Origin of the sequence: Methylobacterium sp. yr668 (assembly GCF_900116245.1) — a bacterium.
In the GTDB taxonomy this organism is placed as follows: domain Bacteria; phylum Pseudomonadota; class Alphaproteobacteria; order Rhizobiales; family Beijerinckiaceae; genus Methylobacterium.
Genome location: NZ_FOZY01000062.1, coordinates 1 through 11,421 on the forward strand (window position 1 = coordinate 1; position 11,421 = coordinate 11,421).

Below are 11,421 nucleotides of genomic sequence, written 5' to 3' on the forward strand. Positions count from 1 at the left end.
GATCAGTTTCCCCGGGCCGCCTCCTGCAGGATCAACTTGTCCAGGGTGAGATCCGCGATGGCTTTTCTGAGCCGCTGGTTCTCCGTCTCCAGATCCTTCATCCGCCGGACCTGATCCGACTTCAGGCCGCCGTACTCACGCCGCCAGCGGTAGTACGTCACCTCGCTCACGCCGATCGCGCGGATCGCCTCCGCCACGCTCTGGCCTTGGCCGACCAGCACGTCCGCCTGCCGCAGCTTTGCGACAATCTCCTCAGGCTTGGGTCGCTTCCTCGACATCGATCCGTCCTCCAGGCTCGAAAGCCATACCAAAGGGCGGACCACTTCATTGGGGGCGGATCAAGAGCCGGTCTGAAGGACGGTCACACGGCTGCCGAAGCGGCCGAGCGCCTGCGCCATCTCCAGCCCGACATAGCCGCCGCCCAGCACGATCAGGTGCGCGGGCACGGCATCGAGCTCCAGGGTCTCGATGTGGGTGAGCGGAGCGGCCTCCGCGAGCCCGGGTATGGCGGGGATGGTCGCGTGCGTTCCCAGGTTGAGGAACACCTGATCGCCCGTCAGCACGCGCGTGCCGCCGTCGTTGAGCCGCACCTTCAGCGTCTTCGGCGCGACGAAGCGCCCGCTGCCCATGACCAAGTCGACGCCGGCGTCGCCATAGGCCTTGAGGTGGAACGCGACCTCACCTTCGACCATCGCGCGCTTGCGCTGGCGGACCGCTTCCATGTCGGTCGTGACCGGACCGGTGATGGTCCCGAACCGCGCGGCGTTGCGCACGAGGTGGGCGACCTTGGCGCTCCAGATCTCGTTCTTGCTGGGCAGGCAGGCGATGTTGGGACACGAGCCTCCGACCCAGCGGCGCTCGACCACGGCGACCCGCCGCCCGGCGTGCCCCAGATGCCAGGCCAGCAGCTTGCCGCCCTGGCCGCTGCCGAGGATCAGCACGTCGAAGTGTTCCGGCGCGGTTGCGGCTCGCGCCTTCGCGCTCCCTGGCTGCTCCTCGCTCGGACGTGGCTCGAATGACGGTTCGGTCGCGCTCATGGTCGTGGCTCCGGAAATTGGCGTACGCAAAAGTCTGCCTCCGTGGAGGCGGGCGAAAACGCGTTCCGGCAATCCGGCTGACACTCTCCGGCTGCGGTCGCGCTAGCATTCGTGAGATCAGCAGCGGCTGCAAATCGTGGTGGTGATGAGTTGGTCCAGGCGATGGCTCTGAGCGTCGAGCCCAGGGGTTGTGCCGGCGCGCCAGTCCAGGACCGCCCCGGGCGGCTTGGTCTGGCCGACCGCGCTCACGCGCCGAAAGCCCGTCGTTGTCTGGAGCGCAGGCAGCCGGACCGGCTTCGCGGCAGCGGGGGCTTCCGACATGAAGTGCCCTGCCGCGGCGGGCATCACCGAAGTGCCGACGAGGACGAGGCCGGCCAAGGCGGCCGAGATCAGGCGTGATGCAGTGGTCCGGCCGGTAGCGTTCTTGGATGAGAAAGCGGTGTCAGACATGTGACCCTCCTTCGCTCGCTTGCGAACGTGAGGTCACACTACGATCCCGATCTGATCCCTTAAATGCTTCTAATGCCGATATTTATGCTATATCGTCTCGACATCAGCTACTTCGCGCCCGCACCCTTGTGTTCAGGATGACGCCAAGCGCCTCGATGTCCGCGCAGGGCATGCGCGATCCCTCTACGCCAGCGAATGACGCATAGGGCTCTGCGAAGTCGAAGCGCCGGACTTCGCGGGCCGTCGGGACGTGTAGCCCCAAACCTCGCTGGCCTCGTTCGGCGCCATCGAGTTGGCGAACGCGGCGGCTTCCGGATTTCGGATGCCCTGATTGTGCCAGCTCGTCCTACCGCCTGGAACGCCCAATGCAGTGCCGGGTGCGCCGCGCCCGACAGCAGTCCGTTTTCACTGCGGCACCCCGCAAGTTAGGTCCTGAGACGGCTCCTGTGGGCAGCCTGCTTAGCCCTGTTGCCGCAAACCGCCATGCTGCACCACCGCCGCGCTCGACCCCGGGTGTGGTCGGCAAACATCAGCGTGCAGGTATGCCCTTCGCATGCTTTGATGTGCGTGAAGTCCTCGTCACACACGAGTCGGGCCAGAACCTCCCCGACCGGCTGGAGCAGGGACTCCGGCGTGCGCCAGTGACGCGAGGTCCGTAATTCCAAGTGCTGGACGCCGTCATGGTTCGCAGAGACGATCTGGCTGAAGCGCTGATCTCGTTCGAGGAGCCTGTTGAGTGGCTTGAGCTCGGATAGATCATCGGGCGTGAGGGAGCGGCCCTTACGCTCGTCGACGAAGCCTCGGAACCACTCACGGAGCTGCCGAGCCTCAGCCGCGACGTCGTCGAGTTCACCAGGGGTCGCACGATCCCGAACTGCCGCGGCGGCAGCCGCCGGCACGAGACCGGCCTGTTCCAGCCAATTCAGCAGACCCTCGCCATCGTTGATCCAGTCGACGGGCTTGTCGACGGGCGTGGCAATCGAATTGAGGAAATCGAGGCCTGGTGCGTCGGCCACGAAGATCGCGGGCGTGTGGTGGTGGTCCATTCCATTGCCTTGAGAGCCGATGGCCGTCTGACCTCATATGGATCATAACCTAACAAATTACATTATCGCGGTTAGCTAGGCTGCGTTGGCGGATTCTGATGTGGCTCACATGCTCGCTAGCCACATCGGTGGATCCCGCACTCACCAGCTACCCGCTCACGTAACCCTATCAACTGCCATTGACAGGTTATCCTGATAGGATCATAACCTCTCCGTCGAGGCGAGAAAGGTTACGAAAAGGACCGCCCCATGCCAGACATTCGCTATCGCTTCGCAGACGTCGATGGCTTCCGGATCGCCTTCCGCGAGGCGGGGCACCCCGGCGCACCGAAGCTCATCCTCCTCCATGGTTTCCCAAGCGCGGGGCACATGTTCCGTGACCTGATCCCGCTGCTGAGCGACCGTTTCCACGTCGTGGCGCCGGATCTGCCCGGGTTTGGTCTGTCAGACATGCCGGCGCGGGACCACTTCACCTACCGTTTCGACAACGTCGCTTCGGTGGTCGACCGGTTCACTGAGGTGATCGGCTTCGACCGGTTCGCGATCTACGCGTTCGATTATGGCGCGCCGACGGGCTTCCGCATCGCCGCGAAGCATCCGGAACGGATCACCGGCATCGTCTCGCAGAACGGCAACGCCTACGAGGAGGGGCTGAGTGAGGGTTGGAACCCCATCCGCGCCTACTGGCAGGACCCGTCTCAAGCCAACCGAGAGACCCTTCGCGCCTTCCTGAAGCCGGAGACGACGGTCTGGCAATACACCCACGGCGTTCCTGACCCGACCCTGGTCTCGCCGGATGGGTACTCCCTCGACAATCATTATCTCAGCCGTCCCGGCGCCGACGAGGTTCAGCTCGATCTATTCGGCGATTACAAGAGCAACGTCGCCCTCTATCCAGCTTTCCAAGCTTATTTCCGTGCCCACAAACCGCGCTTTCTCGCCGTTTGGGGCCGCAATGACCCGTTCTTCCTGCCGGCGGGAGCCGAAGCCTTTCGGCGCGATATTCCGGATGCGCAGGTGACCTTCTTCGAGACCGGCCACTTCGCGCTGGAGACCCATGCGGCCGAAATCGCCGCGGCAATCCGGGCCTTCCTCGTCTGAGCCCTGAGCCGGGATGCGGCCAGCGCGCGTCCCGCCCCTCCACTCTGCGCCCGGGGGCGCCCTGCATCGAGGAACACTGCCATGCGCGCCATCGTCCTGGACGGCTTCGGAGGCCTCGACGTCCTGACCTACAGGGACATCCCCGAACCCGAGCCGCTTGCTGGCCACGTCGTCATCGAGATCAAAGCCTTCGGCATCAACCATGCCGAAGTGCACATGCGTCGAGGCGAATGGGCCGAGGCGGCGCCGGTCTCGGGCATCGAATGCGTCGGCATCGTCAAATCGTGTCCCGGCGGCGAATTTCCGGTCGGCGCCAAGGTGGCGGCGCTGATGGGTGGCCTCGGGCGCACCATCAACGGCAGCTACGCCCAGCTCACCCGTGCCCCGGTCGGAAACGTCGCGCTGATCGAGGCGGACCTGCCCTGGGCCGAGCTCGCGGCCATCCCGGAGACTTACGCCACCGCTTGGACCTGCCTGTTCCGCAATCTCGAAATTCAGAAGGGGCAGCTTCTGTTGATCCGCGGCGCGACCTCGTCGTTCGGGCAGGCCGCCCTCAAGATGGCCGTGAACGCCGGTGCCCGCGTCATCGCCACCTCGCGTAACCCCGAGCGGTTCGCCAAGCTGCAGGCGCTGGGTGCCGAGCGTTGCGAGATCGAGCGGCCGGACCTGTCGAAGCAAATTGCCGACGCGAAGCAGATCGATGCGGTTCTGGATCTCGTCGGCAACAGCGTCGTCCTCGACTCGCTCGCGATGCTCCGGCGTGGTGGCCGTTCGTGCCTGGCCGGCTGGTTGGGCGGCCTCGACCCGATCCCGGATTTCAACCCACTGCTGCAGATGGCGAGCGGCGTCTACCTGACCTTCTTCGGCAGCTTCGTGTTCGGGACGCCAGGCTTTCCGCTAGCCGATGTCCCGCTGGGCCAGATTGCCCAGGACGCGGCGGCTGGGCGGCTCGATGTGAAGCCCGCGCGCATCTTCGGCTTCGACGAGGTCCGAGAGGCCCACCGCCTGATGGAGGCGAACGCGGCCGGCGGCAAGATGGTCGTCGTGCACTGAGACCGAGCCACTCGGAGGAGATCGGGATGTCAAAGACTGTAGCCATCGTGACGGGAGCTAGCCAGGGCATCGGTCGAGCCACGGCGGTGCGCCTGGCCCAGGACTTCTCTGCGCTCGTGCTGGTGGCGCGCAATCGCACCAAGCTCGAAGAGACGGCCTCGGCTGTTCGGGAAGCCGGGTCCGAAGCCCTCGTGATCGACCTCGATCTCGCCGAGCCGACGGCGGCCGCGACCGTCGTCCAGCAGACCCTGTCGGCGTTCGGGCGCATCGACGCGCTGGTCAACATCGCCGGTGCGGTCCCCGGGCTGGACGTCTTCCAGATGACGGACGAGCAGTGGCATGCCGGCCTGGAACTCAAGCTTCACGGCGCTCGGCGCCTCACCATTCAGGCGTGGGATGTGCTGAAGGCGACCCGGGGCGCGGTCGTGTTCATGTCGGGCAATGCCGCCGTGACCCCGAAGGCGGCCGCAGCGGCTGTGGGCGCGATCAACGCGTGCATAGAGGCCTTGGCCAAAGCGTTCGCGGAACGCGGCATCGTGGATGACGTGCAGGTCAACAGCGTGTCGCCCGGCGCGATCATGACCGACCGCCGCACGGCGATGCTTCAGAGAGCCGCCGAGGCCAAGAAAATCGACATCGCGGAGGCGAAACAGGGCTTCCTGAAACAGGCCGGGATCACCCGCTTCGGGACAGCGGAAGAGATCGCGGATGTGGTGGCGTTCGCCGTCTCCCCGGCGGCGCATTGGATGACCGGCACCGTGCTCCGGATGGACGGCGGAGAGATCAGGTCGGTCTGAGTTCAACCCCACCCTTCAGGAGGCCCTGATGTCCACGTCTGATGTCCTGACCGGCGCCCGCGCCGTCGTCTTCGATGCCTACGGCACCCTGCTCGATGTCCATTCTGCCGTGCAGCGCCACGCCGGCTCGGTTGGGCCCGACGCGAAGTCGATGTCGGACACCTGGCGTCAGAAACAACTTGAGTATTCCTGGGTGCTCTCGCTGTCTGGCCGGTACACGGCGTTCTGGACATTGACGGAACGGGCGCTCGATTACGCGTTGGCCCGTCATCCGAATGTGAACCCTTCCTTGAGGCCAGCCCTTCTGGAGGCCTACCGAAGACTGGATGCCTACCCGGAAGTGCCTGCGGCCCTTGACGCACTTCGAGCGGCCGGCCTGAAGACAGCGATCCTGTCCAACGGCGATACGGCGATGCTCGACATGGCGGTCAGGAGCGCGGCGCTTCACGATCACCTCGACGCGGTGTTGTCGGTCGACGCTGCGGGGATCTTCAAAACCAGCCCGCGCGCCTACGACCTCGCGCCCGAGCGGCTTGGAGTCGACATACGGGAGATTGTGTTCGTGTCTTCGAACCGGTGGGACGTTGCTGGAGCGGCCGCCTACGGCTTCACGCCGGTGTGGGTGAACCGCACGGATCAGCCTGACGAGTATCCCGATCTTGCTCCAGCGCAGGTGATCGACAGCCTCAACGCGCTACTCAGGTAGATACTTGAACGCGGCATGAACGTTCCAATGGGGAACGCGCTGGCTGTCCGTCGTCAGATGATTTGAGACGCTTTGATGCGCTCAGGAACGGAGGCTCTGGTCCACCTGCGTTGAGAGGTTAGGCCGCCTGCGCGTGATGGCAGAAGCGGCGATCCATGAGGGTCTGGCACTTGATCTGCGCCCGGCCATGCAAGATCGTCTCGCCGCGGCCGAAGTAGAAGTCGGCAGGGATGTGGTTGCCCAGGCTCTCGTGAGCCCGAGCGTGGTTGTAGTGCTCGACAAAGGCGACAACCCGCGCCTCCAGTTCGCCGGGCAGGTAGGCGTGTTCGAGCAGGATGCAGTTCTTGAGCGTTTGGTGCCAGCGCTCGATCTTGCCCTGTGTTTGGGGATGGCGGGGCGCACCGCGGATATGGGTCATCCCCCGACGGCCGAGTAGGTCGGCCAGATCTCCCGCGACGTAGGCTGCCACAGCGTCCGCTTCGGAGAATCCGCGAGTAGCGGCTGAGCGGCCGAGATGAGCGCGAAGCGGAACGTCCGGTTCTGCACGCGATGGCGATCCGGCGTGACGTAGTCTGGCCGAGAGCCGCCGGTCCGCTTCGGAGCCGATAGGACGGTGAAACAGACATTCGGCTACCGGCCCGACCCTGTCGCAACAAATGATCTACGGATTGCTTCAAAGCGTCCGAACCTGACGTGTGTTATTGAGGAGCTACCTGCAAGTACGGCGACCCCGTGGCCCGACAGATGTCGGTGTGTTGTCCCTGTTCTCGTCTAGAAGCTTGCGCCACCGGATTAATCGCTCCGGTTCGATCTTGCCTCCGGTGACTGCGGCCTGCACGGCGCAACCGGGTTCGTGGGCGTGCGTACAGTCACGGTAGCGGCACAAGGGCGCCAGTTCGATGATCTCGGCGAACAGGGTGTCGATCCCTTCCGCGGCGCCACTGACGTGCAGCGTTCGCATTCCCGGCGTGTCGATAACCCAGCCACCGCCGGCGATGGCATGCAACGATCGCGACGTGGTTGTGTGGCGTCCCTTCGCATCGTGCTCGCGAATCCCTCCGGTCTGCTGCGCAACGGCCTGACCTGGACCGACCAGCGTGTTCACCAGAGTTGATTTGCCGACACCGGAGGAACCGACCAGCGCCACGGTCCGTCCCACGCCGCACCACGGCGCGAGCATGTCTGCAGCCGTCGGGAGCCGGGGATTGACGATCACGACGTCGAGCCCGCGCTGCAGCCGGGACGCTTGGCGATGGTAGGCTCCCAAATCAGCCGTTGTGTCGGCCTTGGTGAGCAAGATCACCGGGGTTGTGCCGCCTTGATTGGCCAGCGCCAGATAGCGCTCCAGGCGCGCGGAATTGAAGTCGGCGTTGCAGGAGGTGACAACGAACAGCGTGTCGACATTGGCCGCAGCGGCCTGAAGCGTTCGGCTGCCTTCCGTGCGTCGCTCCATCACCGTCCTGCGGCTGAGACGGCGATGCAGTGTCTGTGTCCGGGGGGCGGCGAGCACCCAATCGCCCACCGTGAAGTCGCCCGTGTTGGCATGAACGGCCATCGTCAACTCGACCGATCCGGCCTGCGATAGGGCAGTCAGACGGGAGCGGTGAATCGCAGCAATCCGCATCGGGGCGAAATCAGCCTCGTGGGATTTGCGCTGGTCTTCGAAGAAATCGGACCAACCCAGGCTTGCAAGCGATAGGGGTTGGAAGGCGGTGGGATGTTCGATCACCGACCTGCCCATGACATGACATGACACGCCTGGCCAGCCCGCCGCGTCAGACTCGCATCAAAGCCTGAGGAAACGCGAGGACCGTTCCACGGCACTATCCCGCTCGAACATACCCAATGAGTCGGAAGATCGTGTCGATGCCCAGGTTGATACGAGCCGTCCCAAGACGAACTGACGAAAGCTGTCGTGTCCGGATTGAATCGGCGGCGGAAGCGCATCACTCCAGCTTCTAAAATGCGCCCCTCGACCTCCAGGCGTGGGATTAGCACTTCCACGCCGCGAGTGCTAATGATGCGCCGATCGGGCGGTTAAGCGCTTCTTTGCCGCTACTCCTCCCGCGACAGAGCCGACCATGGCGGTTGGATCTCGCTTGGGAACGATCAGGATCTCACGATGAAATTTCGTCCGCTGCACGACCGCGTGGTGCTCCGTCGCATCGAAGGCGAGGAGAAGACCAAGGGCGGGATCATCATCCCCGATACGGTCAAGGAGAAGCCGCAGGAAGGTGAGGTCATCGCCGTGGGGCCAGGTGCACGGGACGAGGCGGGCAAGATCAACGCACTCGACCTGAAAGCCGGCGACCGCGTCTTGTTCGGCAAGTGGTCCGGCACCGAGGTCAAGATCGACGGTCAGGACCTCCTGATCATGAAGGAATCCGACATCCTGGGCATCGTCGCCTAGCTCGGATCGGGCCGCGACGGCCTTGATCCTCGACCTGCCCTTTGAGGCGCCCGCTGTGGTGTGCCTCGGGGCCAAACGACAGATGATGAGCTCCCTATTATGTCCGCCAAAGACGTTCGCTTTTCGGTCGATGCCCGCGAGAAGATGCTGCGCGGTGTCGAACTGCTCGCCAGTGCGGTGAAGGTGACGCTCGGCCCGAAGGGCCGCAACGTCGTGATCGAGAAGAGCTTCGGCGCCCCGCGCATCACCAAGGACGGTGTGACGGTCGCCAAGGAAATCGAGCTCGTCGACAAGTTCGAGAACATGGGCGCCCAGATGGTGCGCGAAGTGGCCTCGAAGTCGAGCGACACGGCCGGCGACGGCACCACTACCGCAACCGTGCTGGCGGCCTCTATTGTGCGAGAGGGCGTGAAGTACGTCGCCGCCGGCATGAACCCGATGGACCTTAAGCGCGGCATCGATCTAGCGGTGGCCGCGGTCGTTAAGGATATCGGTGAGCGCTCCCGCAAGGTTGCCTCGTCTGAGGAAATCGCCCAGGTCGGCACGATCTCCGCCAACGGCGACAAGGAGATCGGCGAGATGATCGCCCACGCCATGCAGAAGGTGGGCAACGAGGGCGTGATCACGGTCGAGGAGGCCAAGACGGCCGAGACCGAGCTCGACGTCGTCGAGGGCATGCAGTTCGACCGCGGCTACCTCTCCCCGTACTTCATCACGAACGCGGAGAAGATGGTCGCCGAGCTCGAGGACCCCTACATCCTCATCCACGAGAAGAAGCTCTCCTCGCTCCAGGCCATGCTGCCGGTGCTCGAGGCCGTCGTCCAGACCGGCAAGCCGCTCCTGATCATCGCCGAGGACATCGAGGGCGAGGCGCTCGCCACCCTCGTCGTCAACAAGCTCCGCGGCGGCCTCAAGGTCGCGGCCGTCAAGGCGCCGGGCTTCGGTGACCGCCGCAAGGCGATGCTCGAAGACATCGCGATCCTGACCAAGGGCCAGATGATCGCCGAGGACCTCGGCATCAAGCTCGAGAACGTGACGCTCCCCATGCTCGGCCGCGCCAAGCGCGTGCGCATCGAGAAGGAGAACACCACGATCATCGACGGCGTCGGCGAGAAGTCCGACATCGAGGGCCGCATCGCGCAGATCAAGGCGCAGATCGAGGAGACCACCTCGGACTACGACCGTGAGAAGCTGCAGGAGCGTCTGGCCAAGCTCGCGGGCGGCGTCGCGGTGATCCGCGTCGGCGGTTCGACCGAGGTCGAGGTGAAGGAGAAGAAGGACCGCGTCGACGACGCGCTGCACGCCACTCGCGCGGCGGTCGAGGAAGGCATCGTCCCCGGCGGCGGCACCGCGCTCCTGCGCGCCAAAGCGGCCGTTCAGGGCCTTTCGAACGACAACCCGGACGTGCAGGCCGGCATCAAGATCGTCCTCAAGGCTCTCGAGGCTCCGATCCGTCAGATCGCCTCGAACTCGGGTGTCGAGGGTTCGATCGTGGTCGGCAAGATCCTGGCCAATTCCTCCTCGACCTACGGCTTCAACGCCCAGACCGAAGAGTATGTCGACATGCTCCAGGCCGGCATCGTCGACCCGGCCAAAGTCGTCCGCGCTGCCCTTCAGGGGGCAGCTTCGGTGGCCGGCCTCTTGGTGACCACAGAGGCGATGATCTCCGAGGCTCCGCGCAAGGAGGCTCCTGCCATGCCTGCCGGCGGCGGCATGGGTGGTATGGGCGGCATGGATTTCTGACCTGCCGAATGAATCAAGGAAGCTCTCCGGTGAGCCGTATAGCGGTTTTGCCGGAGAGCGCTTCGGAGCGATGTTATGCGCGGATGAGTCGGACCGTGCAGACCGTGTGATCAAGGCAGCCGGCTTGCGGCGTCAGGCGGTCCGGAGCTTGCGGCGTCGGCGGGGACGTCGGGCTTTCGTCCACCCCTGATAAAGTCACTGCCTTGGTGGCGTCCGAACGGTTCGACGTCGTCGGCCTGACGCTCAGCAGCGGGACACGCCTCGATCAACTCGCAACGGCCATCCGCTCCGTGCGCGAAGCGTCGTGCAACTCAGCCATTGGCGTGATGGTCAGAGGTCCAGTATTCCTGGAACATCCGGAACTCGTGCCTCAGGTCGGGGCGGACGCGTCTGCGGTGGACGCGGCAACGGCGGTGCTTCTCGCGCAACGGCTATTCGATCTCGCGAGCGACAGCGCCCAAGGTATGTGATTAAAATTAGCTGGTAGCGTCCGCGAGGTCTGTGCGATCTAAAGATTGATGCACTGACAGGTATCCGCGCCGCAGTGTGACAACTGCCCGCTCCCTACCCAGCCCCTATGCGACTGGCTCGGCCTGGAAACTGTAACGATAAATGTCCGCTGTTGGGGAGCGGCGGAGGCTGCTTCAATGACCGGGATGGGCGCCAAGCAGAATGTCGGGTTCTGCGCGCGATGGCGATCCGGCGTGACGTACTTTGGCCGAAAGCGGAATGACCGTGTGTGGACGCCCCATCGGATTCAAGGGGGTGTTGGAGAGATTTGTGCGCGCAGGATCAGGTGCTGCCGTGTGTCCGGCCTGTTGATGCAGCCATCATCACGGCTGCTGGCCTGTATGGAGAGCGCGGATCGGGTCCAAGTCGCTTTGGCGCGCTCGAGGCGCTTGGCCATTCACTGGTTTTCCCGACCCCGTCTTCTGACCGTTGCGCCATACCTCTCGGCTGACCTTCCCTGCCTCCCTGACGCCTCAGGCCGTGGCGATCACGCCGTGGCCGGAGCTCTGTAGGAGCCGCCATGGGCCATCAAGGCCCAGACGATCCTCGCCATCTTGTTCGCCAGGGC

The 11,421-nt window shown here is 64.6% G+C and carries 11 protein-coding genes and 2 pseudogenes; 7 read left to right on the top strand and 6 right to left on the bottom strand.

The window, feature by feature from the left end:
- Positions 1-8: 8 nt before the first annotated feature.
- The 4 genes and pseudogenes from BM419_RS30545 to BM419_RS30560 all read right to left on the bottom strand — a co-directional run.
- Positions 9-278: pseudogene (locus tag BM419_RS30545) on the bottom strand (transposase); the annotation flags it as partial.
- A gap of 60 nt (positions 279-338) precedes the next feature.
- Positions 339-1,037 carry an FAD-dependent oxidoreductase gene (locus BM419_RS30550; protein ID WP_091928654.1) on the bottom strand — a complete coding sequence of 233 codons (699 nt, stop codon included), beginning with the start codon at positions 1,035-1,037 and terminating at the stop codon, positions 339-341.
- A gap of 117 nt (positions 1,038-1,154) precedes the next feature.
- On the bottom strand, positions 1,155-1,487 hold the full coding sequence (locus BM419_RS30555; protein WP_091928655.1) for a hypothetical protein: 333 nt from the start codon (positions 1,485-1,487) through the stop codon (positions 1,155-1,157).
- Between the two features lie 425 nt (positions 1,488-1,912).
- Positions 1,913-2,533 (bottom strand): CGNR zinc finger domain-containing protein, encoded by a 621-nt coding sequence (locus BM419_RS30560; protein WP_091928656.1) that lies wholly within the window; start codon positions 2,531-2,533, stop codon positions 1,913-1,915.
- Between the two features lie 249 nt (positions 2,534-2,782).
- On the opposite strand from BM419_RS30560, the gene BM419_RS30565 reads away from it, so the two are divergent.
- The 4 genes from BM419_RS30565 to BM419_RS30580 all read left to right on the top strand — a co-directional run bounded on the left by BM419_RS30565 (position 2,783) and on the right by BM419_RS30580 (position 6,190).
- Positions 2,783-3,634 carry an alpha/beta fold hydrolase gene (locus BM419_RS30565; RefSeq protein WP_091928657.1) on the top strand — a complete coding sequence of 284 codons (852 nt, stop codon included), beginning with the start codon at positions 2,783-2,785 and terminating at the stop codon, positions 3,632-3,634.
- Positions 3,635-3,715: 81 nt separating this feature from the next.
- On the top strand, positions 3,716-4,687 hold the full coding sequence (locus BM419_RS30570) for a zinc-binding alcohol dehydrogenase family protein (RefSeq protein WP_091928658.1): 972 nt from the start codon (positions 3,716-3,718) through the stop codon (positions 4,685-4,687).
- Between the two features lie 26 nt (positions 4,688-4,713).
- Complete coding sequence (locus BM419_RS30575) at positions 4,714-5,484, top strand: SDR family oxidoreductase (RefSeq protein WP_091928659.1); 771 nt, start codon at positions 4,714-4,716, stop codon at positions 5,482-5,484.
- Positions 5,485-5,512: 28 nt separating this feature from the next.
- Positions 5,513-6,190: a haloacid dehalogenase type II gene (locus BM419_RS30580; protein WP_091928660.1), complete on the top strand. Its 678-nt coding sequence runs from the start codon at positions 5,513-5,515 to the stop codon at positions 6,188-6,190.
- A gap of 118 nt (positions 6,191-6,308) precedes the next feature.
- Here BM419_RS30580 and BM419_RS30585 read toward each other — a convergent pair.
- Together BM419_RS30585 and rsgA are read right to left on the bottom strand one after the other, a co-directional pair.
- Positions 6,309-6,656, bottom strand: a pseudogene (locus BM419_RS30585) (integrase core domain-containing protein); the annotation flags it as partial.
- 243 nt (positions 6,657-6,899) lie between these two features.
- Positions 6,900-7,931 (bottom strand): ribosome small subunit-dependent GTPase A, encoded by a 1,032-nt coding sequence (gene rsgA / locus BM419_RS30590; RefSeq protein ID WP_091928661.1) that lies wholly within the window; start codon positions 7,929-7,931, stop codon positions 6,900-6,902.
- A 381-nt stretch (positions 7,932-8,312) separates the two neighbouring features.
- On the opposite strand from rsgA, the gene BM419_RS30595 reads away from it, so the two are divergent.
- From BM419_RS30595 to BM419_RS30605, 3 genes are all read left to right on the top strand, one after another.
- Positions 8,313-8,600 carry a co-chaperone GroES gene (locus tag BM419_RS30595; protein WP_091928662.1) on the top strand — a complete coding sequence of 96 codons (288 nt, stop codon included), beginning with the start codon at positions 8,313-8,315 and terminating at the stop codon, positions 8,598-8,600.
- A gap of 99 nt (positions 8,601-8,699) precedes the next feature.
- Positions 8,700-10,343, top strand: a complete 1,644-nt coding sequence (gene groL / locus BM419_RS30600; RefSeq protein ID WP_091928663.1) for a chaperonin GroEL — start codon at positions 8,700-8,702, stop codon at positions 10,341-10,343.
- A gap of 203 nt (positions 10,344-10,546) precedes the next feature.
- The gene (locus tag BM419_RS30605) at positions 10,547-10,813 is read left to right on the top strand and encodes a hypothetical protein (protein ID WP_091928664.1); all 267 of its coding nucleotides are present in this window, start codon (positions 10,547-10,549) and stop codon (positions 10,811-10,813) included.
- Positions 10,814-11,421: the final 608 nt, after the last annotated feature.

Excerpts from the sequence above, each read along its gene's own strand:
- BM419_RS30550 (WP_091928654.1), bottom strand. The coding sequence starts at position 1,037 with ATGAGCGCGACCGAACCGTCATTCGAGCCACGTCCGAGCGAGGAGCAG.
- BM419_RS30555 (WP_091928655.1), bottom strand. The coding sequence starts at position 1,487 with ATGTCTGACACCGCTTTCTCATCCAAGAACGCTACCGGCCGGACCACT.
- BM419_RS30560 (WP_091928656.1), bottom strand. The coding sequence starts at position 2,533 with ATGGACCACCACCACACGCCCGCGATCTTCGTGGCCGACGCACCAGGC.
- BM419_RS30565 (WP_091928657.1), top strand. The coding sequence starts at position 2,783 with ATGCCAGACATTCGCTATCGCTTCGCAGACGTCGATGGCTTCCGGATC.
- BM419_RS30570 (WP_091928658.1), top strand. The coding sequence starts at position 3,716 with ATGCGCGCCATCGTCCTGGACGGCTTCGGAGGCCTCGACGTCCTGACC.
- BM419_RS30575 (WP_091928659.1), top strand. The coding sequence starts at position 4,714 with ATGTCAAAGACTGTAGCCATCGTGACGGGAGCTAGCCAGGGCATCGGT.
- BM419_RS30580 (WP_091928660.1), top strand. The coding sequence starts at position 5,513 with ATGTCCACGTCTGATGTCCTGACCGGCGCCCGCGCCGTCGTCTTCGAT.
- rsgA (WP_091928661.1), bottom strand. The coding sequence starts at position 7,931 with ATGGGCAGGTCGGTGATCGAACATCCCACCGCCTTCCAACCCCTATCG.
- BM419_RS30595 (WP_091928662.1), top strand. The coding sequence starts at position 8,313 with ATGAAATTTCGTCCGCTGCACGACCGCGTGGTGCTCCGTCGCATCGAA.
- groL (WP_091928663.1), top strand. The coding sequence starts at position 8,700 with ATGTCCGCCAAAGACGTTCGCTTTTCGGTCGATGCCCGCGAGAAGATG.